20 protein-coding genes and 9 pseudogenes are annotated in these 24,144 nt (G+C 60.5%); 11 read left to right on the plus strand and 18 right to left on the minus strand.

Annotated elements, in window-relative coordinates; translation table 11 throughout:
• Positions 1–69: 69 nt before the first annotated feature.
• Positions 70–395: pseudogene (tnpB, locus tag NKJ26_RS26690) on the minus strand (IS66 family insertion sequence element accessory protein TnpB).
• Between the two features lie 26 nt (positions 396–421).
• Positions 422–868 carry an IS66-like element accessory protein TnpA gene (gene tnpA / locus NKJ26_RS26695; RefSeq protein WP_352606079.1) on the minus strand — a complete coding sequence of 149 codons (447 nt, stop codon included), beginning with the start codon at positions 866–868 and terminating at the stop codon, positions 422–424.
• 78 nt (positions 869–946) lie between these two features.
• Between tnpA and NKJ26_RS26700 the strand changes: the two are divergent.
• Positions 947–1,408, plus strand: a pseudogene (locus NKJ26_RS26700) (DDE-type integrase/transposase/recombinase); the annotation flags it as partial.
• Between the two features lie 178 nt (positions 1,409–1,586).
• Here NKJ26_RS26700 and NKJ26_RS26705 read toward each other — a convergent pair.
• Both NKJ26_RS26705 and NKJ26_RS26710 read right to left on the minus strand, forming a co-directional pair.
• A complete protein-coding gene (locus NKJ26_RS26705; protein WP_352698262.1) occupies positions 1,587–1,961 on the minus strand; it encodes a hypothetical protein in 375 nt (124 codons plus the stop codon).
• A complete protein-coding gene (locus tag NKJ26_RS26710; RefSeq protein ID WP_352606083.1) occupies positions 1,915–2,169 on the minus strand; it encodes a hypothetical protein in 255 nt (84 codons plus the stop codon). The genes NKJ26_RS26705 and NKJ26_RS26710 overlap by 47 nt, the downstream gene beginning before the upstream one ends.
• 350 nt (positions 2,170–2,519) lie before the next feature.
• Between NKJ26_RS26710 and NKJ26_RS26715 the strand changes: the two genes are divergently transcribed.
• Positions 2,520–2,756, plus strand: a complete 237-nt coding sequence (locus tag NKJ26_RS26715; RefSeq protein WP_352606085.1) for a ribbon-helix-helix domain-containing protein — start codon at positions 2,520–2,522, stop codon at positions 2,754–2,756.
• An 80-nt stretch (positions 2,757–2,836) separates the two neighbouring features.
• On the opposite strand, the pseudogene NKJ26_RS33635 reads toward NKJ26_RS26715, so the two are convergent.
• Positions 2,837–2,972 (minus strand): annotated as a pseudogene (locus NKJ26_RS33635) (IS6 family transposase); the annotation flags it as partial.
• Positions 2,973–3,178: 206 nt separating this feature from the next.
• Between NKJ26_RS33635 and NKJ26_RS26720 the strand changes: the two are divergent.
• Positions 3,179–3,550 carry a hypothetical protein gene (locus NKJ26_RS26720; protein WP_352606087.1) on the plus strand — a complete coding sequence of 124 codons (372 nt, stop codon included), beginning with the start codon at positions 3,179–3,181 and terminating at the stop codon, positions 3,548–3,550.
• A gap of 38 nt (positions 3,551–3,588) precedes the next feature.
• Here the strand turns inward: NKJ26_RS26720 and NKJ26_RS33640 are convergent.
• From NKJ26_RS33640 to NKJ26_RS26735, 4 genes and pseudogenes are all read right to left on the minus strand, one after another.
• A pseudogene (locus tag NKJ26_RS33640) lies at positions 3,589–4,011 on the minus strand (IS110 family transposase); the annotation flags it as partial.
• Between the two features lie 65 nt (positions 4,012–4,076).
• Positions 4,077–4,805 carry a molybdopterin molybdotransferase MoeA gene (locus NKJ26_RS26725; RefSeq protein ID WP_352606142.1) on the minus strand — a complete coding sequence of 243 codons (729 nt, stop codon included), beginning with the start codon at positions 4,803–4,805 and terminating at the stop codon, positions 4,077–4,079.
• A gap of 54 nt (positions 4,806–4,859) precedes the next feature.
• Positions 4,860–5,181 (minus strand): annotated as a pseudogene (locus NKJ26_RS26730) (molybdopterin molybdotransferase MoeA); the annotation flags it as partial.
• Between the two features lie 221 nt (positions 5,182–5,402).
• Positions 5,403–5,852, minus strand: coding sequence for a c-type cytochrome (locus NKJ26_RS26735; protein WP_502903204.1), 450 nt, complete (start codon positions 5,850–5,852; stop codon positions 5,403–5,405).
• A 236-nt stretch (positions 5,853–6,088) separates the two neighbouring features.
• Between NKJ26_RS26735 and NKJ26_RS26740 the strand changes: the two genes are divergently transcribed.
• Positions 6,089–7,303, plus strand: coding sequence for an IS701 family transposase (locus NKJ26_RS26740; protein WP_352606091.1), 1,215 nt, complete (start codon positions 6,089–6,091; stop codon positions 7,301–7,303).
• A gap of 361 nt (positions 7,304–7,664) precedes the next feature.
• On the opposite strand, the pseudogene NKJ26_RS26745 reads toward NKJ26_RS26740, so the two are convergent.
• From NKJ26_RS26745 to NKJ26_RS26770, 6 genes and pseudogenes are all read right to left on the minus strand, one after another.
• Positions 7,665–8,569 (minus strand): annotated as a pseudogene (locus NKJ26_RS26745) (SMP-30/gluconolactonase/LRE family protein).
• A 174-nt stretch (positions 8,570–8,743) separates the two neighbouring features.
• Positions 8,744–10,240 carry a radical SAM family RiPP maturation amino acid epimerase gene (locus NKJ26_RS26750; protein WP_352698263.1) on the minus strand — a complete coding sequence of 499 codons (1,497 nt, stop codon included), beginning with the start codon at positions 10,238–10,240 and terminating at the stop codon, positions 8,744–8,746.
• A 65-nt stretch (positions 10,241–10,305) separates the two neighbouring features.
• A complete protein-coding gene (locus NKJ26_RS26755; protein WP_352698265.1) occupies positions 10,306–10,803 on the minus strand; it encodes a hypothetical protein in 498 nt (165 codons plus the stop codon).
• A 1,051-nt stretch (positions 10,804–11,854) separates the two neighbouring features.
• Positions 11,855–12,529, minus strand: a pseudogene (locus tag NKJ26_RS26760) (IS66 family transposase); the annotation flags it as partial.
• Positions 12,527–12,625: pseudogene (locus NKJ26_RS26765) on the minus strand (IS5/IS1182 family transposase); the annotation flags it as partial. The pseudogenes NKJ26_RS26765 and NKJ26_RS26760, both read right to left, overlap by 3 nt.
• Before the next feature lie 70 nt (positions 12,626–12,695).
• A complete protein-coding gene (locus NKJ26_RS26770; protein WP_352698267.1) occupies positions 12,696–14,072 on the minus strand; it encodes a radical SAM/SPASM domain-containing protein in 1,377 nt (458 codons plus the stop codon).
• 597 nt (positions 14,073–14,669) lie between these two features.
• On the opposite strand from NKJ26_RS26770, the gene NKJ26_RS26775 reads away from it, so the two are divergent.
• The 7 genes and pseudogenes from NKJ26_RS26775 to NKJ26_RS26805 all read left to right on the plus strand — a co-directional run bounded on the left by NKJ26_RS26775 (position 14,670) and on the right by NKJ26_RS26805 (position 18,039).
• Positions 14,670–14,828, plus strand: coding sequence for a hypothetical protein (locus NKJ26_RS26775; RefSeq protein ID WP_352698268.1), 159 nt, complete (start codon positions 14,670–14,672; stop codon positions 14,826–14,828).
• Positions 14,829–15,080: 252 nt separating this feature from the next.
• Positions 15,081–15,512 (plus strand): hypothetical protein, encoded by a 432-nt coding sequence (locus NKJ26_RS26780; RefSeq protein WP_352698270.1) that lies wholly within the window; start codon positions 15,081–15,083, stop codon positions 15,510–15,512.
• Positions 15,512–16,342 (plus strand): LodA/GoxA family CTQ-dependent oxidase, encoded by an 831-nt coding sequence (locus tag NKJ26_RS26785; RefSeq protein WP_352698272.1) that lies wholly within the window; start codon positions 15,512–15,514, stop codon positions 16,340–16,342. Before NKJ26_RS26780 ends, NKJ26_RS26785 begins: the two co-directional genes overlap by 1 nt.
• Positions 16,343–16,344: 2 nt before the next feature.
• Entirely contained in the window at positions 16,345–16,761 is a 417-nt protein-coding gene (locus tag NKJ26_RS26790; RefSeq protein WP_352698274.1) for a hypothetical protein, read from the plus strand.
• Positions 16,742–16,849, plus strand: a pseudogene (locus tag NKJ26_RS26795) (FAD-dependent oxidoreductase); the annotation flags it as partial. The gene NKJ26_RS26790 and the pseudogene NKJ26_RS26795, both read left to right, overlap by 20 nt.
• 107 nt (positions 16,850–16,956) lie before the next feature.
• Positions 16,957–17,541 (plus strand): NAD(P)/FAD-dependent oxidoreductase, encoded by a 585-nt coding sequence (locus tag NKJ26_RS26800; RefSeq protein WP_352698300.1) that lies wholly within the window; start codon positions 16,957–16,959, stop codon positions 17,539–17,541.
• Positions 17,542–17,601: 60 nt separating this feature from the next.
• Complete coding sequence (locus NKJ26_RS26805; RefSeq protein ID WP_352698276.1) at positions 17,602–18,039, plus strand: hypothetical protein; 438 nt, start codon at positions 17,602–17,604, stop codon at positions 18,037–18,039.
• A gap of 286 nt (positions 18,040–18,325) precedes the next feature.
• Here NKJ26_RS26805 and NKJ26_RS26810 read toward each other — a convergent pair whose 3' ends face one another.
• From NKJ26_RS26810 to NKJ26_RS26820, 3 genes are all read right to left on the minus strand, one after another.
• A complete protein-coding gene (locus tag NKJ26_RS26810) occupies positions 18,326–19,756 on the minus strand; it encodes a gluzincin family metallopeptidase (RefSeq protein WP_352698278.1) in 1,431 nt (476 codons plus the stop codon).
• Positions 19,757–21,119: 1,363 nt separating this feature from the next.
• Positions 21,120–21,320 carry a hypothetical protein gene (locus NKJ26_RS26815; protein ID WP_352698280.1) on the minus strand — a complete coding sequence of 67 codons (201 nt, stop codon included), beginning with the start codon at positions 21,318–21,320 and terminating at the stop codon, positions 21,120–21,122.
• Between the two features lie 278 nt (positions 21,321–21,598).
• Positions 21,599–23,911: a S46 family peptidase gene (locus tag NKJ26_RS26820; RefSeq protein WP_352698281.1), complete on the minus strand. Its 2,313-nt coding sequence runs from the start codon at positions 23,909–23,911 to the stop codon at positions 21,599–21,601.
• Positions 23,912–24,144: the final 233 nt, after the last annotated feature.

The raw sequence follows: 24,144 nt of genomic DNA on the forward strand, positions 1-24,144 counted from the left end.
GGGTTGCTCACAAGGCCGATTCAATCATGCATTCCAATGCTTTGCCAGCGTCTCTGGCCGCCCATGGAATCAACTTGCCGCGACCGGCGCGCGCGTCTCGCGGGCGTCATGCACGCGCCGCCAATCCAACCCTTCCAGGAGCGCCTGCAATTGCGCCGCCGACAACCTCACCACGCCATCGGTGATGGCAGGCCAGCAGAACTCCCGTCCTCCAGACGCTTCGCCAGCAGGCACACGCCGGTGCCATCGAAGTACACCAGCTTGACCCGGTCGGCGCGCTTGGCCCTGAAGACGTAGACCGCGCCAGAGAACGGATCGGCGCCCATCGTCTCGCGCACCAGCGCCGCCAGGCCCTCGGCCCCCTTGCGGAAGTCCACCGGCTTCGTCGCGACCATCACCTTGACCACACTCGTCGGCCCGATCACGACGGCGCCTTCAGCGCACGGATCACCGCCGCCACCGTCCTGGCGTCGGCGCCACGACCGACCCGCATGGCGACGCCGTCAATCTCCAGCTCGATCACGCCGGCTTCTTGCGCGGCCTTCCGCTTCCGTGTCGATCTCGCGCGCTTCCCCGCCGGTTCGGGCTCCTGTGCCGCGACCACTGCTGGAACAAACAACGGCTCCGGTGCCGGCGCATTCGCCAACGGCACCCGCGCGGACCGGCGCCAGGCGAACAGCTGCTGCGGGGACAATGCATGTCGCCGAGCCACCGCGCTCACGGTCTCGCCAGCATCGTAGCTTTCCGCCACGATCCGCGCCTTCTCCTCCGGCAACCATTCGCGCCGCCGTCCAGAACCCGTGAATATCTCAAGCCGTCGAACCGGCTCCTCGTCCCTGGACTTAAGCGTAAGCTCTGAAATCGTCATGTGTCGAAGCCCTCAAAGGCTCCGAGCATCGTGGCTCACGACCACGCGCGAAAGGTGGCGCCGGGACAGCGCTCACCTTACATCAAGGTCCGCGGGCGATGGATGTACCTCTATCGCGCCATCGACAGCATCGAGTTCTGGTTCAGTGAATACCGGGATTTGCCGGCCGCCAAGCGTTTCTTCACAAAAGCGTTGGCACGCCATGGCCGTCCCGATCACATCGTCATCGACGGCAGTCAGACCAACCGGGAAGCCATTGTTTCCTGCGATGCCACAAGTCGATTGCAGGATTGCTCCCGGCGCCGGTCGAAGCCGATCCGCATCCGCCAAAGCCAATACCGCAATCACCGCATCGAGCAGGATCATCGGCGGATCAAGCGCCGGGTGCGGCCGATGCTCGGTTTCATCGATGCACACCCCGCCGCGGTAACCCTGTCCGGCATCGAGATGGTCCACATGATGCGCAAACGACAGGCGCGGTACGCCTTCAATCCGAACCCGTCTCTCTCCGAGCAGTTCGAAAGCCTCGCTGCCGCATGAGGTTGCCACCACTCTGGCAAATTCTCTGACCAGACAAAACTTGCACCCGCCGGGAACGTCCGAGCCATACTACGTGCTGATCGCGATGGGGATTGGTGCTGTGGCCGCCGAGGAATCGATCCGCTTAAGCCTTGGCCGTTCTACGACGCAAATCGATATGGACGAGGCCGCGATTGCCCTAGCGGAGGCGCTCGAAGAGGTCCGGCATAGGCTTGAGTTCTGTAGCTTTCGCCCCTTCCGCATAGGTATAGATGACGTTGACGATGGTGGAGGTGATGTCGGGATATCGCGCGACTAGATGGGCGGCTGCGGCCGTATAGTCACCGGCCGACAGCTTGTCGACAAGGGCGGCGACCTCCCCTTCTGCGTGTCTTGGGATCTCATAGAGGGTGACAGCAAACTCCTCGTTCAGTTCTGGGTCTTGCGGCGGACACCATGCATCCATTTCGGCATAGTGCCGTTCGATCGCCGACGCCGCGTCCGCGCCACGGACCAACGCCCCATAGTCAACCTCTTGGGACATCATCAGGAACATCTTCGTGCTCGTGAGCATCATCAACTCCATCATCATGCGAAAAAGCGGTAGGAGCGAGGGGGCGAACGCCGTTCGCCCCTCCGGGCAGTTCGATCAGGCGGCCATCTTCACGCCCTCCGGGATCGGGGAGTTCGCGGGCGACCTTGGCAGCCTCGGGGTCGTTGACGTCGATGCCGAAAGCTTGATTATAGTTGCGGAGCCCGGCGTCGTGCTCTTCCTCCGTCATGACGTGCCGCGACCATCCAGCAGATCACGTTCGCCGCGCGCGTCCGGGATTCCGAACCGGCGTCGATCGCGCAGCTGACCTTGATGAGTACGCCCTCCCAAAGCAGTGCGTGCATCGCGCCAGTCGTTCTTATTCGCGCGGCTGACCGCCTCAGTGAGTGGCATGCGGCCCTTTGATCAGTGCTTGCACAAACATTCCTTTATGTCTGCGCCCACGTCAAGTTCTGTTGTGCAACACCATAGTAAATTCATAAATGTTGAAGTGTTGAAATGTCGACAGATCAACACCTTGATTACTTATGTTCCTCTTTTATGTAGAGCTCCCGGGAGTTCTTCTTTCGGTGGTGATGTATGGTCGCAAACAAGCCTCCGTCCCGAAGCGGGCGGCGCCAAATTTCCGGTCATTTCGACCCTGAAGTTGTGAAGGCGCTGAAGCGTCTTGCGCTAGAACGAGATAGCACGCTGCAAGCGCTCCTTGGCGAAGCGATCAATGATTTCCTGTCGAAGAACGCGCTTCCGAGATTGGCCAACGAGACGCCGCTACCGCGTGGTGGGGCGGCTCTGCAACGCAGAGTGACCAAGGGGTGAGGCGCCACGCACGCCAAACTGTCCATCGGGCGATGTCACTTTGTTACAGATGAACGCGTTGAGATCTGCGGCCGCTGATGTCAGCTGACCATGGCCACGGCTTTCCATTGCGCCATTGCAGGCGGTGAATATGGGTAGCCAGAGCGGAGCATTTTGAGCGGGGCAGGACGAAGAGATTGCGAAGAGCCGTGAGAAGATCGAAACGAAGCGTTGCAGTGCTCCTGGCACCGGAAGGCACCGTAAAGTTAACGGACGGCTGATGAAGATGTGGGTACACGGGCCATGTCAGAAGTTGCTCGTGATCCGCTCTACGGAGACCGCATCTCGACGAAGAGAATCATCCTCTGATCGGCGTGCCCCTGACAATTACCAAGGGTGACAAGCCGCGCACGATCTACCCGCCGATCCGCCTGGTCGACCGCATGCAATCCTATATCAACGAGGTTCGCATGCCGCAGGTCCGGGCGTTGCGGCGCCAGCGGCCGGATTATCGGCCGCCGTCGGCGCTCCTCCTCAATCTTCAGGGAAACGCGGTCAGCAAGACACGATTGACGGCGGTTTTTGCAGAGGCGTTCCGGGGGACCGGTGTGACGGGAACTTTGCATCACCTGTGGCACACATTCGCGATGACCATGCTGGTGCGGTTGCAGCGGCAGGCATTGACCACTTGTCAGGTCCGGGCGGCGGAGATCAATGGCGAACTTCGCAACCGGCTGCGGGCGCCTTTCCGACATCCAGAACTGAACGTGCCTCCAATATTCAAGCCCAAAACGCCTCTTCTACGCGCCGCCTGACCCCAGAGAAATTACCGGTCGCACACTCACACGATCTACTGGGCCGGATGGTCGAATTTCTGCGCCGCCAGCCAGCGGGCATGTACTGGGCGCCAATTCTTGCGTCCGCTAAAAACTCGGCCAGGGCGCAGCAGGAACGATAAAAGCTGCTGGCGCTTCTCGCGCAGATCCTCGCCCCACCCGCACGCGCACCAGATCGCGCACCGCTTCATGCACCGCGTCGGGAACCCAGATCCCTTCAGTTCCCCGCCCGAAAGTCGCGCCAGGCTGACCGCATCGCGCCGGTGTTCGTCTTGAAGCGCTCGCCCGGGCGCTTGGGAATCAGCGAGGGTGCTACGACATCGCAGCGGTGACCGCCAACTGGCGAGCCCGTAGCCGATCGGGTCGTAGCAGAAATAGAGGCGAGAATGCTTCTTGCCTGTCCTTCCTTTGCTGGGGCTCGGCTCGGCACTCCCGAGCAACCCCGTTTGCTATACAGCTGCAAAGACTAAGGGTGGGGCCGCCAATCACACCACGGTCATAATGTCTAGGTCCCAAACGGTTCGTAGCGTAGCGGCATGCTGTTTGTGATTTCGGCGGCCTTAGGCGGCAGGAGTGCGATGCCGTCGGCCAACGCAACGGCCGTCAAATTGGCCGAGGTTCCACGTTCAGGCATCTCCAGCACAGGTTCACCCATTTCGGTGCGGCCGGATATGCGGACGGGCACAAACTCGGTTCGGCCTTGCCGCTTTTTGCAGTTGAAGCCAGCCACCGCCGAAAACCATTGCGGCTGGGTCTCCGCGAGGCCAGCCAGCCTTCGCAAGGCAGGCAGGACAATCTGCCGGAAGGCTATCAGCGCCGCGTTGGGATTGCCTGGCAACCCTGCAAAGACTGTTTTCCTGATCCTTCCGACCTTCAGCGGCTTGCCCGGCCGCATCGCGACATTGAGGACGCCAAGGTCGGCACCATGGGCCTGAACAGCCACCACCGCATGGTCTTCCTCGCCTGCCGAGACCCCGCCTGTGGTTACCAGGGCATCACAGGACGTGGCGGCGCGAGCGACAACGTCTGTGAGGAGACCCAGGCTGTCAGGGACCATGCCGAAGTCGACGATCTCCGCCCAAGGACAACCCGCCAGCAACGAGCTCAGCATGATCTGATTGGAATTGTAAATCTGACCGTATTCGAGGGGCTCGCCCGGTTCTTTTAAATCGGTTCCGGTGGAGAGCAGTCCTATCCGGATCTTTCGAAGCACCTGAACGTTGACGATCCCCACCGCTGCCAACAAGGTTAGATCCCTGGCGGACAGGCCCTTGCCCCGCCGTACCAGTTCCGTGCCGGCGCTGACGTCCTCGCCAGCAAAACGGATGTGACGACCACGACGGGGCCGCTTGTCCATCGTGACGGTATCGCTAATTCGCTCGCAGCGCTCTTGCATGACCACGGCATCAAGCCCCCGGGACGGGTGCTCCCGTGAATATCCTGAGTGCAGTTCGTGGGTCGAGGTTCTCAAGAGCGCGCACATCGCCGGCGACCACCCGTTCAGCCAGACGAAATGTCCAAGGCCCTTCCCCGTCGAAATCCGCCGTTCGAACGGCAAACCCGTCCATGGCCGAATTATCGAACGCAGGCAGCGAAATAGGCGAGCATATATCGGCGGCGCAAACCCGTCCCTAATGCACCGACGAGCGAGACTGTTTCCCTATATCGAACAGGTTTGGCGAGCGCGATGGCTTTGGCTACCGCCGTCTCGAACGGGATAGCTTCGCCAATCTGCCCGGCAGAACAGTCGGCTTTCAAAACAGGTTTCACGGAGTGACACACGATCGCTCCCTTCTTTGCGTTGTTCTCGACACGCAAAGGCCAAAGGTTTCTAACCTGACACACTCTTGAGATAGGCGATGACGTTTTTGGCGTCGTCGGGATTCTTGAGGCCAGGGAACCCCATTTTGTTCGCCGGCACTTTCGCCTTGGGATCTGCCAGATATTGCATCAGGTTCGGCTCATCCCATACCAGGCCCGCAGCGCCCACATCCTTCATGGCTTTCGAATAAGAATAGCCAAGGACGGTCCCCGCTGTCCGGCCCACGACGCCTTTCAAGGATGGCCCGACTCTGTTTGCTCCGGTATCAGCGCTGTGGCAGGCGGCGCACTTTTTGAAGACCGCCTTGCCTCCCTCGATATCCTGGGCCCGGGCGACCGGAGGCAGTAACGCCAAAACCATTGTGGCACCGACGAACAGATATTGCACGCAGGAACTCCCCCCTCCTCCCCTTAGACATTGACGGCGGCTGACGTCGACCAGCTTGCTCCAGCGATTCATGCGTTTCTCCCATTTGTCGAAATGTCCTCGAAAACAACTCTGCAACGGGTGTGCCAACCGGAAAGCCGGCGATTTCATTACAAGATGCGAATGGACCCCACCTCCAAGTGCCCACCACGTCCCGAGTTGGACCATGCTGCGCTGCCGACGGTTCACGAAGTCGAACGACCCAAGGTCCCGCTCATTCCTAGCGTTACAGTTGCATATTTATCTATGGTCTGAATCTATGGGTCTCCATGATTCGGAGGTCATGGATGACAGGTGCATCAATCGAAACTACGCTTGAGCTTTGGGCATCATCGCTGCGTGACGTGAAAGCGCGTATGCGCGGACTGTTTACGCAAGAGCGAGTTGCAGCATCTGCGAACCTTTTCCTGGACGGCTTGCTGGGTGACGAGCGGCGTAAGACAGGTTGGATGCGCGCGGAGGCGGCCGGTGATCCCGGCCCGTGGCGGCAACAAGCCATTCTGGGTCGCGGGCGTTGGGACGCGGACGGACTTCGCGACATCGTGCGAGAGTATGTTGTAGAAAACCTCGCCACAGATGATGCGGTCCTGGTCATCGATGAGACGGGCTTCCTCAAGCAGGGCAAGACATCGTGCGGTGTTGCGCGTCAATATACAGGTTCGGCAGGCAAGATAACGAACTGCCAGATCGGTGTGTTCTCCGCCTATGTGTCCGCTCGCGGTCATGCCTTTATCGATCGGGCCCTGTACTTGCCCAAAAGCTGGACCGGAGATCCGGTAAGGCTTGCAGCAACCCATGTTCCTGAGGCTATAGCCTTCGCTACCAAGCCAGGCTTGGCTGTCGATATGATACGGCGTGCGCTGGCAGCCGATGTGCCGTTTTCATGGGTGGCCGCAGATGCGGTGTATGGCGTCGGGGACGTCGAAGGAACCCTGCGGCGAGCCTGCAAAGGCTACGTTCTTGGGGTCAAGTCGGACCACCATTTCGGCTCTTGGTCGGGGAAGCCTCCGCTCGCCGGCACAGCTCAGGAGATCGCCCGTGATCTCGATCCAAGTGCATGGCAGCGTCTTTCCGCCGGTGAGGGCACCAAAGGCGCGCGGCTTCATGACTGGGCCTACTGCGAACTCGCCGATCTCGATGCCGACGAATATAACGAGACGAAATCGGGGCTTTGGACCCGTGGCCTCCTGATCCGGCGCAATATCAGCGACGGCGATCTCGCATTCTTCACCACATGGTGCCCGGCCGGGACGGGCATCCAGACGCTCGTTTCCGGGGAAGGCCATCGCTGGGCGATCGAAGACAGCTTCGAGACCGCCAAGAACGAGCTCGGACTCGATCACAACGAAACCCGGTCATGGCATGGCTGGCATCGCCACGCCTCCCTCGTCATGCTCGCCTTCGCCATGATGGCGGTGATCCGATACCGCGCCAATGACGCGACGCCCCAAAATAGACCGCGGATGCCGACCATCAGGATTTGAACCGCTGGTCTATCCAGGAAGTCCGGCGCATCGCCACCAGACTCGCCCAGCGTCGCATAAGCCCCGCCTACGTCATCGCATGGTCATGCTGGAGGCGCGCCCATCAGGCGGCCGCTCGACGAGCTCATCTGAGAACTAAAATGCAACTGTGATACTAGGCCGGGCCTGCGTTGTGAAGTGCTTGACGTGCAAGACAGAGTCCCTTTGGCCCGGAGGGAGAACAGGGTTGGAGCAGCGATCGCTATCGCCATCAAGGCGACGGATGATTTTAGGAATGTTCTGCGTTGCATGTTGGTACCTCCCTTGGTTCAAGAAATTGCATGGTCTTTCCGAACTCGGCTTTCGATTGGATGGCGGCATGTCACTGGCTGATGTCGCCCGCCACCGGACCAACCCCGGCCGGATGTGCGTTGATGTAAATGGCGTAGAGGGATGCCTGTGCGGTGATGTAGAGGCGGTTGCGCTTAGGACCGCCGAAACAGACACTGGAAACGAGCTCGGGAACCAGGATACGGCCGATCAGGGTTCCGTCCGGTGCATGGACGCGCACCGAGTCGGCGCTGGAGGCCCAGATGTTGCCGTCGCGATCGACGCGAAAACCATCGAAGAGGCCTGCCCCGCACTCGGCGAAGATGCCGCCTGCGCGCGCCAACCGACCATCGGCGGCAAGGTCATAGGCCTTGATCGCGCGCGCCAGGCCGGGCACGTGGCTGGCGCCGCTGTCCGAAACATAGAGGACCGTCTCGTCGGGCGAAAAAGCCAGGCCGTTCGGCTGCACCATGTCGGTGACAACGGCGCTCAGCTCGCCCGAAAGCTCATCAAACCGGTAGACATGCGAGCCACCGATCTCCGCTTTGGCGATCTTGCCCTCGTAGTGGCTTTCGATGCCGTAGACCGGGTCGGTGAACCAGATCGTGCCGTCGGATTTGACCACCACGTCATTGGGTGAATTGAACCGCTTGCCTGCAACGGTTTCGACAAGCGTCTGCCAACGCCCGTCATGCTCGAGCCGGGAGACACAGCGCCCGCCATGCTCGCAAGCACGACGCGGCCTTCGCGGTCGAGTGTGTGGCCGTTCTGGTAGTTACAATGGGTCTCGAAGACGGTGACGGAACCATCGCCTTCGTCGTAGCGCAGCAGCCGATCGTTCGGGATGTCGGACCACAACAGATGCCTTGCGGCGGGGACGTACACCGGTCCTTCCGCCCAACGGCTGCCGAAATGCCGACCGCCAGGATGATGACACCAGTTATCGTGCCCAGACATTGACGCGTCCGGGTTTGATCGTTGTCGAGCCAAGAAGAGGCCGCCGACGAGTGCCGGGAGAAGATATTGGATGCGGGTCCGAGAAGCGCTTCGTGATCATCGTCTTGCCCATGCTGCTGTCGCCGGAAGGCACTCGCGTCCTCGCGGATAGATAAGCCAGCGCCATGCGGCCCGTCATCCCACCGCTGTTCGGCCAAGCGAAACGGCGTCGAGGTCCTCTTCGATCACCCCGGCCGCGTACAACTGGTCCAGTAGATCGGCGACTGCAAGGGCGCTCGCTCCGTCCGTCGCGATCCGCATAATAAGCTCCGAGGCTGTGCAGTTGCCGCACGCGATTAGATCGCCAACGGAGATCGGAGCGACATCATCATCTATCCGATGTTCAATGTTGCGTGAGCGGAGATGGAAGTACCGGTTCCCTGCCTCGTATTGCAGATCTCCGCGGAAGCGGATCGGCAGGTTCGCAGGTGGGCTTTCGAACATATGCTCGTCGATGATGCACTGCAGCCCTTCCCGGAACTCCTCGGGCGTGCTGAAGAAACGTTCATCCACGATGCGGTAGCCGTGAGGCCAGCGTTCGCTACTCGGTACCGGCGTCACCAGTTGTAAACGTCCTTGCCGCATATTTACGAGGAAGCCGGAAACACAAGCGATCGTCGTGGGATAGCCCTCCGCCAAGGCTATTGCATCATCTTTGTTGGCTGCCTGGAGTTTCTCCTTTCGCTCGCGCGCGCGCCCGGCGAAAGCCTTTGCGGTCAGCGCCTCTTTGCCCTGCAGGATGAGTTCGACCCCCATCAGGTCCTCGGGCGAAAACGCCGCGTGGATCTGATTGAGATGGTTCGTGCTCAGCACGGAGAAACGATTCGTCACGCCACCGTAACGTTTGAACAGTTCGAGCACGCGCCTGGTGAGCGCCTGATCCTTGAGCGGGGCCGCCGTCGTCGTTTGTGGCAATGCACCCGTGATTTGATGGTAGTCGAACAGAAAGCGGTCGTAGTCCGGGTTATCGATCGGATCTGTGGCCCAGTAGCAGAAGCCGGTGCGGGCTGCCGAACCAAACATCTCGCTCGCGACACCGACCACACCGCGCCAAACCCCGGCATGCTCCTCGCTATACTCATAATAGCCCTTGAACCGGTCGGCCGACAAGCCGCAGAACCAGCAACCGACGGTGCAGCCTTCACTCAGCTCGAAAGCGATGATGGGGTGCGTGACCGACGGTGCCAATTCGCCCAATTCGTCGTTGCAGCGGCGGATTTGGCGCTCTCGCCAGGCATGGAAGCGAGGGTTCACCATCGACATTTCGCCCTCGGCGCGCAGCATGTCGCGATGGCGCAACATCTCGCGCATATACTCGTCCCACATCATCGCCAGCGGCCACGGGGCAGACTCCGGCTTGAAGCGATGCTTCACGTAGTCTCCGCACCAGAGCGGCAGCATCTCCATTGGGTCAACTTCAATGCCGTAGCGCTCTGTTACCGATCGAGGGGCGTCGAGGTTCTCCGAAAGGGCCGTGCGGAATTTCCTATCACCGACCAGCCGCTCCATGAAGCGCTTGATATGAGGCAACGTTCGCCGTTCCTGCGGCGTGCGCTGGTCAAAGATTTGTTGCCAGTGTTCGCGAGGGTACGGGTGAGCCCTTGAAGCGGCCCGTTGTACGCCTGATAGCATGATCGCATCCTCGACCGCGATTTGCTTTGATGTTACATTAGACCGGCTCGTACGAGCCAATGCGGTTATGTTGCGACCACAACAACAATTACGACAATTAATACGACCGCAGCGAAGCCAGTTCTTCCTCCGAGTTGCGCAGGGCTCATGGATACATCAGCGGAATTAGCCAACGCGGTGGTCTGTACAAAGCTGGTTAAGGCCGGAACGCTCGAACCGCGCTTGCGGCCTGCAATCGCGCCGAGCTTCTTCGTACTGGACTTCTGTCTGCTGTTGGATCGGATGTAGCTTTTAACCTCGTCAAGCGTGATGTTGTAGTTGAGGCTCTTTCCAATCGCTACGATCGAAGCGAGCCCTCCAACGCGCCGTTTGGCGTTTTCAAGCGGACTGCCTTTTTTTCCTAAATCGTTGACGAATCGCTCTAAGTCAGTTTTCCGCATAATGAATTCGCGCTCTTGCTTAAGTTGCTCGCTCTCACAAGCGATCGGATGATGCTTCCGTGAACAAGCAAGCGCCGTACCAACCTCAAAATTCTGATTTGCGCGTTCTCTGACCGTACGCATTGTCAACTTGCCGACCTTTTGGGTTGGGAATCGACAATTGGCCCGCTCCGTGCGATGCGGGTGAGGATCTCCCCAAACTTGGCCTGCCGTGATAGTGGGTGGTCGAAATCAAGACGCAAATCCGCCAGCGTTTGTCGACATCCTGGCCCCCACCAAGGCATCCTGCGCATCGTTCTCGATCGCATCCGCAACATAGCCCGACGGGCGCCGGACGCCCCGAAAACGAACCCGCTGACCTTTCAATCCGCAAATCCCGCCTTCCATCACAACGGATGATCGCCGGCGCCCATGAGGCTTGTGAAAAGCACCGCAAGGGCAACCAACATCGCCGCTTCAGGCGCCAAAAAACTCATCGCCGTGCATCAAGGGGGCTAGGCGCCACTCGAGAACTTTCGGCGGGCGCAACGTGACCAAACTCATTGTCTTGCCGGAGGCTGCCAAAGTGAAAGACGTATTAGGCCCTCACGCTCGGAACGGAACGGGACCGATCTACGATGTTTCGCGATAGCGGCCCTTCTCGACCCACAAGTCGCGCAATCCCTCGAGCATTGCCTCGCGCGGAAGCGGTTTCGGCCGCCGCTCGTCCAGGCGCTTCCGCGCCCTGATCAAGAATGCGCAGCGAAATGATCCGTGGTAAGATCGTCGTGCCAACCCTTTCGGGGTTGCGGAACGGGCGGCTCTGAAGCTTGGTCGTCTTCTGGTTATTGACGTAACGCCCGATGCAGAGCTCGTTGGTCAAAACGCCGAACAGTGTCACCGATGTTCAAAGTCGGCCGAGATCGCCCGGAATATTCTTCCGTCGAAGGTCGCCCAAGAGGCGCAACTCGACGGCCGCTGATGCGATCGGGGTCGAATCGACCGGCAGTCCCGCGCCCCATAGGGGTTAACTTAGGGGTAGACTGGTGGAATCGAGATGCGAGTCCTCAGCCAGTATGCGAACGAATGATTCGATCGAAGCCGACTGGCAGGCTCTGTTATCTTGTCGCAATCGCTAGACTTGACGCGACGGCGCGAGCGACGGGAGCGCTGGTGTCCTCGCAATGTTGCGGACAAGGCGCTCCGCCGCGAAGACATGCGCCTCGATAAGATCAAAGATTGGCATGAGAGCGGATGTCCCAAACCCGACCTGATCGGCCAGCGTCGAGGTCGAAAGCTCGATGCCCTTGCATTTGAACCTTGTGCTTTGTCGGTTGAGCGGCTTGTGCATTCCCAATTTGCCGAAGAGGATCGTCGCCAGCAGATAAGGGCCGATGAAGCCGCGTGGGCGTGGCATGGACGGTGCCGGCGGCTGGCTGATCGCCTCGCAGTCACGGGCGTCGGTACCGTCTCGATCACTTTGAACCGGCGCGGGATCTCTTCCAGTGTCTTGGTAACGTCCTCGCCCAGTTTCGACAGGCGCGAGCCCCGTAGCATGCACAGGTGGTCGCAGGATCAATGATAACACGCTCTCGCTCGATGTCCTCCGGCCAGCGCTTTCGTACCGGCCGTTTGCGCGTGAACGAACGCACGCTCGGGGTCTGGCAGCAGCAGCCTGCGCGGCAACTCTTCCGTGGCAGCCACGACCAGCTCTTCGAGCTGCAATTCCATCTGGTCGATCAGTCGCGCCGTACGCTCGGATTCTGGCCGCGCAGTTCGGGCCTCAGCTTTTCGCCAGTTCCAGGCGGGCGATTAGGGCCTCGCTGTCCGACAACATGGCCTGCGCATTGGCGGCTTCCGCCACCGCAATGTCCCTGTCATCAATCCGCGCTACGCCACGAGCATTGTTGGGCAGATGCGGCTGGATCACACCCCACTCGAAGTCGCTCAATTCGTATCGACGCATTCAAGCCTCCAAAGGAAGCCTTGAATCAGAACCCGTCACAAAACGGAAATCCAGCTTATGAGTTTGCGACCTAGTCGAAGAAAGGACCACCGCAAGATGGGGCCTTGCAGAAGTAGCTGCCCGTGGCGTTGAATGAATCAACAAAGCAGGATGTCCGACAGAGGTGCAACTTGCTGCAGCGGGCGCAGTCCGGATCAACGACCTTCGGGTTCGCGGTCCGCGCACGAAGGACAGCAAACGCTTCACTGTCCCAGATTGCTTTGAGTCCCGCGCTGAACACGTTACCGTAGGTAAAGGCCTTCACCCCATGCATCTTGTCACAAACTGAGACGTCACCGCTCGGAAATATCGACATCCCCATATTGATGCCACCGCAGGGATACCACTCGCTGTCGTTCCACTTTCCCTTTGCATCCTTCGGCGTATGCACAGTGCAGACTTGTGCATACTGCTCTCGCTTTCGCTCGATCCGATTTCTTATCCGGGCCAGGTCCTTGGAGGTCACCTTGCGAGCGCGATTGGCAGGAGACTTGATGGCCCCACTCTCCATGTAGGAGATGCCGACTTCCGCGACACCCAAATCCACCAGAAGATCTATAGTCTCTTCTACTGTGTTCTGGGTCATTGGTGTCACCACACTCTTGACCACCACCCGAATCCCCGCCGCCCGCAAAAACCGAATCGCGTCGATCACCTTTGGAAAGTGCCCGCGAGACCGCGTAACCTGATCGTGTAACTGCGGTGAAGGCACGTCTAGGCTGATCGTCATTTCTTCCATGCCCGCAGCTGCCAACCGAAGGGCAATGTCCGGACAAGTTCCGATCACCGTGCCGTTGCTGGTCATGGCCGGAAGCATGCCCAGCGAGAGGGTGCGCTCCACTACCTCAAGCCAGCCGTCGAAAAGCGTTGGCTCACCACCTGTAAGCCCGACAAATACGACTCCCCAATCCGCCGCCTCGTGCAGCAGTTCGAGGCACTTGCTCAGGGTCCAGCGTCTGTCGCTCCTCTGGTGGCGATACTGGTAACAATACGAACAGCTGAAATTGCAGTTGAAAGTGAGAGTGAAACTGATTCCCGCAGGAACGGGCCACTTTCCGAAGGTGGCGCGTTCTATGGCGGGGGTATCGGCCGGGTAGAGGAATTTCTGTGGACTAAATCGCTCGGTTGGATTTGGTTTGGCTTCGAACGTGAGAAACTGCCGATAAAGTCTAAGCAGCTGATCTACTTGGGACTTTGCTTCAACATTCGTAAGCCCAAATGTCTGCCCATAGATATAGGCGATTTCGGAGGTGAGGAGTGTTCTGTCGCACAGCGACAGAAAGAACGCGTGAGAGGGATCGACCATGCGAATCTGTGATGGATGGCGAGCATGAACCAAGGCATAGCCATGCATTGGCTTGAGTCGTACCGACTTTTTGAGTTGGGGCAGCAATTCGATATGGCCCATGGTCGGATATCCGGATTTCAAAGCACAGCTGCGCTTTTAAGAAAGCAAGAAAGTAGCTGGCCGACGACAATGCCGGCCAGTGCACCACTTAAAGAGGCTGGACCTGAATGCAGGTAGACAGGACGTTCCAGCAGCCGGGAAGACAGGCGGCTGCTTCAACCCCGTCTGTCAGCCGCTGCGCCCGCGCCTCGGCTCGCGAAGCCTCATCACGAAGCTGAGCAGCCAAGCTCCGCAGAACGTCTGGTTGATGTAGATATCCTGGTTTTTTTTCCTTCGGCATAGGTCAATCTCCTTTGGTTGATCGCAACCCTCAAAGGCTTGCGGCAGATGACCCGCAACGGGCGCACCATGTTGAGGATGTAGCCGCCAATCTCGCCCAGCGAATCGCTATATGCCTTTTTTGCTGGGGTTTTTGATAGGAGGTCGGAGTGTGCTTGATGAATGCACCTAAAATTCCGAGGAGACAAAATTGTTAGGTATCGGACAAATTGTCCTTGATCGAACGGATCGGGTAGATCCGGTCAGGGTGCATTTGAGTGGCCGGAGCACAGATCTGCGCAGCACGGATATCCCCGCTACGCGCCGGAAGTGCTCGACATGATCACGCTGGAAGATGTGGTCGAGGACATGTCGATCCGCGAATTCGCCTATCGCACCGACATGTTTGGCACATCAGGCACGTTTGACGCGCCGCGAAAGATCGATCCGACCGAGACCGCAGCCCTGCTTCACTGGAAAGCTGGACCGGTGGAATAGAGCCCAGCCTATCGTCCATGGTTCTGGCGCGACATCTGGCCGATCATTTTCCGTGCCGATGAATTCTCCTACTTCGCCAACATCCTCCAGCAGTCGAACTTTCCGCACAACCAGTCCAGCCGGGGGGCGTTCGATGCCTATCGCCTCTGCATCCTGCCGCGCATCGCACCACGTGCGCTGGCGCAGAAGGAACTTCGCGCCAAGGATCATGTCGGCGGACGGTTGCTCGAGGCGGCAGTGGAACCTAGCCTGATGCTGCTCGATGCAACGCAGGCGCCGGGCGCGGTAGAGATGCCGTGGTTGGCGATGCCGCCGCCGCGCTCAGGCGGGCAGCAGCGGCGTTTAGCGCGGCTGTATGCCCGCCCCAGGATGATGAAACTCCCGCAGGCCTATATTGTGCGCTGGAAACAGGTTTTCAGCGAGAACGACACAGCGGCGGACACCGCCTATGCGGCAGCGCGCAACGCGTTCCATACAGCGGTCACGGACGTTATCGAAGGCATCGCCGCTGCCGCCGCACCGCCCAAGAAGCGAATGCTCGCGCTTGCCCGGTCGTCTTCGAGGCAGGAGCCGGCCCAGCCGGATCGCACCACTGATCCGGACGAGCCGATTGCGGCAGCGATGCGCCGGCTGGCGTTCAGCTCGACGCCAATCCAGCGACTCGGACGTATCAGCTGCCGCTGATGCCGCTGCTTGCCGGCGACAATCCGATCACCAACAAGACGGTAAGCAAGTTCCTGCGTCTGATCGGCACGCAGCTCTTCCTGCTCAAGCAATGGGCGGCGGGCATCTTCATCGACGAGGTGGATGCAGGCTTCGCGCCGGCCATCGACCCGTGGCAGCCCTACAAGGACTGGAACGTGCCGGGTTGCCTCGGTCTGGACCAGGGCGTGCTCTCGAACGGACTCAGCGGTGCCTTCTGCCCGGGTGGCGAGGTGACGTGGATCATTCGCAACCCAGCGATCTGGCGCGAACCCTATCGCATCAAGGCCGACCCCGAATGGTACAGCTTCGCGCTCACCGCCGCGCAGGAGAATGCCAATCGGTGGGGAGCGGGCGTCAGCGAGGACGGCCATATCGCCTATGCCCCCGACCCGCTGTCGCTCGGCAGCGATCTCGATGTCGGATTGCAGCCCGGTGATCTGACCAAGCTCAGCGGGCTGCCATGGCAGGCTGATTTCAACGAATGCTCCACCCAGACGATCGACGTCACATACGAGGAATGGAACGTCCTTTATCCCGACAGCGTCGGCAACACGCTGATGGAGCGCGAGCGGCGCGTGTGGGAGACTTTGTGGTGGCCTGCGCATCGGCCGATGCAGGCCTATTATACCGTCGGCAAGGACTTCCAGTTCCGCAACTGGGCGCGCGGCATTCCGCAGACGCTTGCCGGCGACATCAAGATGGTGACCGAATGGTCGAAGCTCGGCTCCGTCGTCTGCAATCCGGCGGGCCGGCTCGATCAGCCCTCGCCCGGAAGCAAATACATCTGCGTCGAAGATTCGGGAGAATGACGATGAGCAATCCCTTTGTCGGCAACTGGGCCTATCGCAGCTTCCTAAACGATCCCGATATCAGCAAGGCGGCCAACGATTTGCTATTCGGCGAAGGCACGCTGGCCATCGTCGAGCAATCCGCAATCGAGCTTTCAGGCACGATCGGCGGGCCGGGATGGTCGCTCGATCTGCGCGGCAGCTTCGGTTACGGCTTGCCGATGCAGGTGCGCTTTCAGGGCAAGGGCGTGGTCGGCGGCGAAGAGTGGATGTACGACTATATCGGCTGGCTGGTGCCCGTCTGGCCGACAGCACCGACCTGCTGGAAGTGCCGGCGATCGTCGGATCGGTGGTGCGCACGATCCCGCATTCGGGGCGACGGCGGCAGCACCAACCCGGGAGGGGTGATGGCATCCTTCTATGCCGTGCGAGCAGGCTGATTTCGTCGTCATTGGTGGCGGGCCGGCGGGTGCGGCGGCGGCGTTGACGTTGCGTCGGCACGCGCCTGACCGGCGCGTCGTCCTGTTCGAGGCAGGCCGGCACCACCTGATAAAACCGGGGAGGTGTTGCCGGCGGTGGCGCGTGGGCTGCTGCGCCAGCTCGGCGTTTGAACACCCTTCCTCGAGAGAGCTTTTTTGGCGAGCCGCGCGGTCCTTTCGGCATGGGCCGGCGAGGCGCAGGACGAGCGGCACAGCATATCTCCGCCCAGGGCGCCGGCTGGCAACTCGACCGATCGGCTTCTGGTGCAGGCGGCAGCGGCGGCAGGCGCGCAGGTGCGAGTTGGGTGTGAGGTGCGTTCGGCGGAGCGTGAGGGCCAAGGCCGGCGGCTCAACCTCGCCGACGGGGACATTGTCGCCGGCGCCGTGATCTGGGCGACCGGCCGCAGCTGGCGGCTGGCGCGATCCTTCGGCGCGAAGCTTCGTGTGCACGGCCACCTCGCCGCATACACCCGCTTCTTCGACCGCGCGCCGGGCGCTTGCCGCATGGTCATCGAGGCCCGGCCCGAGGGCTGGTGGTACAGCGCCGACTTGCCTGGCGGACGCCGGATGGTGGCGTGCCTGACCGATCCCACTGGGCAGCGAACTGCGCGATCCGCAATCCTGGTACGGCGCACTGGCGGCGACGCAATTAATCGCCCCGCTCCTACCCCCAGGCGCACGCGAAACCTCGGCGTCGATCAGATCGGCAGGAACGGCCACGATCGATCCGGCCACGGGTGAGCGCTGGGTGGCGGCGGGCGACTGCCTGCTCGCCGCCACCCGTTGTCGTCGCGCGGCATCATGCATGCGCTGCGCTCGGGCATCCTCGCCGCCTATGCCGCGTCGGACATGGCCGACGGACGCGATGACCTCGCCCGCGCGCGCTATGGGATGATCGCCGCGCAAGGCCTTGCCGACTACACGCCCGCGCTTGCTGCCCACTACGCCGCCGCCGCGCGATGGGAGACAGCTTTCTGGCAGCGGCGTCGGCCTCAACTGAAGAACGCGCGGCATGTGAAGAGCGCGGCGAATAAATTCATCACGCCCGTCGAAACCTTTCTTTGGTATACGACGGACCATAATGGAAATGCTCGCCGCGCAATCAGGCTCGATCGCTGCCCTGTCCTTGCAACTGGCACGACGGCGATTGTGGAGCAAAACGTGCCGCCTAGCCTGCTCGCTCATGTCCGCTTTTGCCGCACGGATAGGGTATGCCGAACGACCAAGCTGACGCGCTAGGCGGACCTATGACTTCGGAACCGAGCATCAGTTTTCGGGCACTAAAACGCGCTGAATCTGGCACGCTTGACGATCGGCAGTCCATTCTCTGTCTTCCCGACAATAAGATGGGTGGCCCCTGGAGGCAAAGAACCGTCGGGATTGGCCTGTACGGCTTCGCCCCGTTCGATCATACCTCGCACGAACGCTGCTTTCTCGGAGTCGTTCGGGACTATAAGATCGGCCTTCCTTTTAGACGGCACCTTCGCTCTCTCTATGATTTCGCACGATCATATTGTCTAGCTTATCATAGGCATCCACAATCGCAATCGAATAGCAGCCTATCCAAGCGCGCGCCGCCGGGGGTCGTTACCAGCCGATGTGACTTTAGCTTACGTCCGTGATCCAGCCGAGCCTCAGGCAAGACCACATCGTCATAGTCCACACGACCTCGGCTAAACAGATCGTCGACGAACATCTGAGCCGCGGTCGCTGCGCTGAGAGGTTGTACCGGCGACAAGTCACCGGCGGCGCTTAATGCGACAAAATGGTCTCTCTGTGATGGCGTCCTGACGAAGAGCACCCCGTTGATCCCGTAGTCAACTGCCGGCAACGCTGTCTCGGCCAGGTCTTCCTGTGCGGCAGCAGCGGCAGGGCCAGCAGCTCGCGCGGTTGGGACAGAGGCAATGCTCGCTGCGGAGTGCAGAGAGAGGATCAGACGACGCACGTAGATTGCTTTGATGATCGGCGGATATCTAGCATCCACCGGGCCAGCTGCGATCACCATATTCGCGGCCACTTGGGCGTACCAGTTGGACACCACCGGCGAAGCTTTGATCGCGCTTATGAGAATGCCGGCCAGATCGCTTGCGACTGAGAGCAATTCAGCCTCCGTCGGCATCGTGGGATCTTGCGCCTTGGCGGAAAGGGCCGTGCCGAGCGACTCGAAGAACGCGCCTGTAAAAACGCGCGAAAACGAGTGTGGCTCCGAGGAAAGCTGTGCTGCCGGGGCCGAATTGGGGAGCGTGCTCGGGTCTTGGTACGCAAAGGAATTCACCGCATTCCGCAGGCAGTCCGCATCTACAGCGTCCGGATGCTGCGCGCGGATGGCAGCGCCGATCTGTTCGGCGAGGCGAGAAAGCCGCGAATTCCTGTAAAGGCGGCCGCCGGTATCATGCAGTATGCTGATGCGAAGCGACGGTAGCTGGATGGCCGACAAGATCGCGCTGATGTCGGCGAACGATTCATGGAATGCCGCGACTTCCTGGCTGCCTACGTCCCACAACTCCGGCTTGAAGGAATCCAGTACCGCGTGTCCCATCTCGTGGCAAACTACATCGGGGCTCTCTCCCGAATAAACGGTACCTGTTCGAGAGGGGCTGTGGAAGAAGTTAAGGGCCTCGCGATCGTAGTAGGCATTGAGATCGTCTCCTTCGTCGAGGATGACCTTTAGGGTCGCGCCGACCTGCCACTTCGTCAGCGGAACGCGCACCGACCAGAAGTCCGCGCCCCGTCGCAACGCTTCCGCTGCGGTCCAATACCTGAAATCGGCCGCTCCGGGAGGGTATACGCCCGGCTTTGGAGCAGGCTCGGGAAACCCAAAAGCAAGAGGCTTCTTGGAAAGGTCTGGAATGGGTCGGCTAACCAGTATCCCCGTTCCGGGATCGTCCTCCCAAACGGAAACCGATTTGCTTCCCTCCGCTTTGGCGTTCTTCGCCGAACCTTTCGCCTTCGCCACTGTCGTCTCCTCTTTGGTTTCGATTGAATGGAACTTCGAACTGCTCGCCACAGGCGGCGCCAAATCGGGGTTGTCCGCCCTCGAGCGTCGGAGAGCGTTCTACGTCGCAGTTAGGTGGCAACGCGAACACGCTCCGGCAGCGATCTGGCTACAAGACGCGATGGAGCATCAACCGTGCCGCGCCGCCTCGATCGCGGCGACGCCGATTTTCAGGGCCATCCATGACATCAAACGCGCGCTTTGCTTCTGCGCCACCAGCCGCAAAGGAGGGGCAGCGCAACCTGAGACGGTGCCGTATGGCTTCGGTGCTCGGCCCTTGACCAATTGGCGGCGATGTACAGGGATCTGAGAGCTTAATGTCGACCGCGCCTGCTACGGCTGATGGAGGGGAGAGCACTTGAACGACAACCATCCGAAGGGATCGAGACGATTTTTCGCAACGGTACAATCACCGTCGGGGGGATCTTGCTTGCCTTTTCGCCCGGCTTCGTCACGCATTGGGCTGCTAACCCAGGCCATGGCGATTCTACGATCTGTTCACCGTTGTGCCGATCCTCTTCGGCATCGCGTTTCAGCTCGACATGAGTTCGCTGCGCGGACACACCTACGAACGCGCCAACTGCATCTTCACGGCGAGCCTTATCCTGACCGCGTGCGGCGTGGGGCTGGCCATCCTGCTGATTTCTACGCGATGTCGGCGAAGGGCGCGCTGCCCGGCGCTTGAGGGGCCTGTGACTGCGCTTTGGCGCTGCCGCTCATGGGCCGACGCCACGTCAGGTCCGGAGGCCCAGCGCTTCTTCCCAAGCGGCGCCGATGTTAAATTAGAGCGTTTCGGCTTGCCGGAATTGGAATCTCGGTGGCTACCCCCTCATGGCTTTTGGTGTGCCAGGAAGACCGATGCGCGGGTGTGGGTGGACCAAGGCGTTGCATCAGGACGAGGGTCGACAGGGTCCGCGGCGCATTGCCGAACTGAAGCGCGACCTCATAGTGACCGCACCAATGGGCGCCGTCGGCGTTTCGAAGCCGGACATGAATTTCGCAATGCGAAGTTCAGCCTGGCGCGTCTCGAGGAATGCATCGCCGAAATACCTTGACCCTTTGGTATGGAAGGCGAGCCCGCCAACAAACCCCCAAGCCATCGCGCCAGCTACACAAAGTGCGAGCGCAACAAGCAGACTCCACGTTAACCGCGATGTGAGTTGCATCGCTTGGTTCGAATGCTCAAGACCACGACGAGCATATGGCTCTCTGCGCTCGTTGCCATAGTGTTCAGTATTTTATCTGACCAAGCAGTTCAGACAGGAACGGGGCTTTCGCCCTGCGAATATGCAAATCGCGGTTGTCCTCATGTACGTGGCGGAACTCACGGGCGTGACACGTCGGTCGAAATAGCCTCCTGGAAACGCGGTCGGCGCGGGCATTGGCATATATGAAGCGGGAGCCCAATCAGCCGCGCATCCAGCCGCACGACCAGCTTGCGAGCGACCATCTCGGCTATCGCCCCGTCAGTTTCGGTCTGCATCACATTCGCCGTGCTCAGCCGTTCGCGCAGGCCGGTATCCATCACGTGCAATGTCGTGGCTCAGGCTGTCTATATCGTCCCTCTTGGCCTCAAACGCGGAGCGGCGCAACGGGTACACTCGGATAGACGCATCGAGGTCGGAAACGAGTTGCCAAAGTTTTGACGGCGTGAACTGCTGAGGCGGAACATCGTCCGGCAGCACCACGCAAGCGTCAATGATGCGTAAGCAACAGCCGAGCCTCGCCTTGCCGCGTGATTGGCCTCGTGCCAGACCTCTCTGCGCCTCCCATTCGGCCATTGCAACAAGACCCTGACATTTATCAACGTTTTCTATCCGCACAGGAGCGCGATGACGGCCGCACTCCCATTTCCTTGAGCAGCCGGCCCGCCGCGTCAATCTTGTCCATGGTCCACAGCATGAAGCGACTGTCGACATGGATGGCGCGGTCGCGGTCCGCGTCGGGAGCCCAGTCCGAGATCACGCCCTCGAGTGTGCCGTCGAAAGCGAGACCCACGAACTCGCCACGCCCGTTCAGCGTCGCCGAGCCGCTGTTGCCGTTGGTGATGTCGACGGTGGACATGAAGTCGACCGGCAACGTGCCCAGCATTGGCGCGACATATGGGCCATAGTCCTTGGCCCGAATCGCGGCAACTACGGCATCCGGCGCATCGAACTCACCTTTGCCAGTGTGCTTCGCTAGAAGTCCCTCGGCCGTGGTGAAGGGCGTCCAGATCTGCCCGTCGCGCGTGCGTCCTGTCACCTTACCCCAGGTGATGCGCAGCGATCCATTGGCGTCGGGATACACGGACCGGCCGATCGACTGCCGATAGGCACGCAGGCCCTGCATATAAGTCGCCCGGGCTGCCTGCGTGCGGCCGGCGCGGTCCTTGGCCGCGCGCTCCGTAGCTATATCGCCGGGGTATAGTGCGACCGCCAGCTTGATGAAAGGATCGTCCGACAGCTCGAAAGCAGCCGCGGGCTTGTCGAGCCAGCCGAGCCGCGTGGCCGTGTCAGCGAGTTTGGTGTCTGCATAAAGTCGGTCAAGGCCGATTTGGTCCAAAGCGGTCTCGAACGCAGTATCGCGGTCCTTTTCGTTCAGCCGGCGATATTCATCGAGCGCGGCCTCGAAGAGGTTGCGATCGATGTCGGGCAGATAACGGCGTTCGATCTGCATCAGTTGATCCACGGTCTGGTTACGGTCGCGATCCTGAAATCCGCTTTCACGGTCTTCGTCAGACTTCTCGCGCTCCTTGGCCCAGCGATAGAGACCGCGCGCGGATGAGAGGATTTGCGCGCGGTCCAGCAGCGCCTGCCGCAGCTCCTCAAGTGAGGCCCGGCTATTCTCGGCCACTATGGCGTCCAGTTCGCGGATTGCTGCTCCATAGCGCGCCTGCCGGGCAGGATCGTCAGCGACCCAGTCGCGATAAGCTTTCTCCTCGGCGGCCTTGCGCGCCTCGAGCCCAATTGCATCGGCCCCGGCGAGATCGCCCGCCAGCTTTTTCTCGTAGTTTTCCGCGCCTTGCAGGATGGAGGCGTAGCGGATCTGCGCCTCGCGATTGCCTGTCGTGGCTTGCCTGATCTGGGCGGCATAGTCCGACAGCAAACGCTGCAGCAGCGGTTCGTAGTGCGCGAAATTGAACCGGACTTCGTCGGCGGTGCGCAACCGATTGGTGGACCCCGGAAAGCCGGCGACCATGACGAAATCGCCTTCCTTGACCCCGTCACGGGCTATGGGCAGCCAGATCTTCGGCCGGTAAGGAACATTGTCGCGCGCATATGGACGGGCGGAACCATCAGGAGCGACATAGGCGCGATAAAAGCCGAAGTCGCCTGTGTGACGCGGCCACATCCAATTGTCCGTCTCGCCCCCGAAGTTACCGATGCCAAGCGCGGGCGCATAGACAAGGCGCACGTCTTGAATTTCGAGTTTCTGCTCCAGATAGTAGGAGGCGCCGCCATAATAGGCCCATACCTCGCAGCGGCGATTGGGCTGTTCTTCACATGCGGCGATCAGCGTTTTGCGGTTTGTGTCGAGCCGCTCATAGCGGGCAAAGCCGTTCAGCTTGTCCGAGACGCCGTTGAGCATGTCGGCGGTCACATCCCGCATATGCTCGATCACATAGATGCGGCTGCCAGGCGCCGCAGGCAATTCTTCGTCCACGCTCTTCGCCAGAAAGCCGTTTGTGAGATAGTCCTGACCCTCCTTGCTGTGGTATTGGATGGATCCGAACACACAGTGGTGATTGGTTGCGACTAGCCCTTGTGGACTGACGAAGGAGGCAGAACATCCGCCAAGTGATACGATCGCGTTGAGCGGGCCAACGTCCAGACGGCCCAGCTGTGCGGGGTCGATCCGGAGCCCATCCGCGCGCATGGCCGCGCCCACTTCCGCAGTCTGGCCCGGCATCCACATACCTTCGTGCGCCCACGCAGCGCTGACCGTCCAGAGCAAGGCGATGGCAGTTGCCTTGGCCAACCGTTTCAAATTCGAGTTCATGCTGGTTGTCCCTCTAATCCGCTTCCTGTTTTCTGCAGACCGGAATCGATACAATCGGGACGGCCGGCATCCGCCCGCGCCCGTCGGCTGCCACTCCGAGTGGACCGTTAACGCAAGAATCCGGATGACGCCCACCTCTCTTTTGGGTGGCCTGCATGTTTGCGAATCGTTCGCCGCACCAACCGTGCCAAAGGAATAAAGCTTTCAATTACAATGTGGTGGTGAGCCGCCCCATCTGTGTCCGATCTCCGACATCGTCGTAAACCCGACACTGTCGTCCTAAGTGATCGTCTGCGGCGGAAACGATCACGCTTATAGCTGACGGTCGCGGTGTTCATGCCGTCGCGTTTAGCCGGCCGGCGCAAGCT

This window comes from Mesorhizobium sp. M0152, from assembly GCF_040322415.1.
In the GTDB taxonomy this organism is placed as follows: domain Bacteria; phylum Pseudomonadota; class Alphaproteobacteria; order Rhizobiales; family Rhizobiaceae; genus Mesorhizobium.

Coding starts and splice junctions, on each gene's coding strand:
- NKJ26_RS26780 (WP_352698270.1), top strand. CDS start 15,081: ATGCTGCTCGATGCAACGCAGGCGCCGGGCGCGGTAGAGATGCCGTGG.
- NKJ26_RS26735 (WP_502903204.1), bottom strand. CDS start 5,852: ATGAATCGCTGGAGCAAGCTGGTCGACGTCAGCCGCCGTCAATGTCTA.
- NKJ26_RS26740 (WP_352606091.1), top strand. CDS start 6,089: ATGATTCGGAGGTCATGGATGACAGGTGCATCAATCGAAACTACGCTT.
- NKJ26_RS26790 (WP_352698274.1), top strand. CDS start 16,345: ATGAGCAATCCCTTTGTCGGCAACTGGGCCTATCGCAGCTTCCTAAAC.
- NKJ26_RS26775 (WP_352698268.1), top strand. CDS start 14,670: ATGATCACGCTGGAAGATGTGGTCGAGGACATGTCGATCCGCGAATTC.
- NKJ26_RS26750 (WP_352698263.1), bottom strand. CDS start 10,240: ATGCTATCAGGCGTACAACGGGCCGCTTCAAGGGCTCACCCGTACCCT.
- NKJ26_RS26805 (WP_352698276.1), top strand. CDS start 17,602: ATGCATGCGCTGCGCTCGGGCATCCTCGCCGCCTATGCCGCGTCGGAC.
- NKJ26_RS26770 (WP_352698267.1), bottom strand. CDS start 14,072: ATGGGCCATATCGAATTGCTGCCCCAACTCAAAAAGTCGGTACGACTC.
- NKJ26_RS26720 (WP_352606087.1), top strand. CDS start 3,179: ATGCAATCCTATATCAACGAGGTTCGCATGCCGCAGGTCCGGGCGTTG.
- NKJ26_RS26755 (WP_352698265.1), bottom strand. CDS start 10,803: ATGCGTACGGTCAGAGAACGCGCAAATCAGAATTTTGAGGTTGGTACG.
- tnpA (WP_352606079.1), bottom strand. CDS start 868: ATGACGATTTCAGAGCTTACGCTTAAGTCCAGGGACGAGGAGCCGGTT.
- NKJ26_RS26815 (WP_352698280.1), bottom strand. CDS start 21,320: ATGGATACCGGCCTGCGCGAACGGCTGAGCACGGCGAATGTGATGCAG.
- NKJ26_RS26710 (WP_352606083.1), bottom strand. CDS start 2,169: ATGACGGAGGAAGAGCACGACGCCGGGCTCCGCAACTATAATCAAGCT.
- NKJ26_RS26715 (WP_352606085.1), top strand. CDS start 2,520: ATGGTCGCAAACAAGCCTCCGTCCCGAAGCGGGCGGCGCCAAATTTCC.
- NKJ26_RS26785 (WP_352698272.1), top strand. CDS start 15,512: ATGCCGCTGCTTGCCGGCGACAATCCGATCACCAACAAGACGGTAAGC.
- NKJ26_RS26705 (WP_352698262.1), bottom strand. CDS start 1,961: ATGCTCACGAGCACGAAGATGTTCCTGATGATGTCCCAAGAGGTTGAC.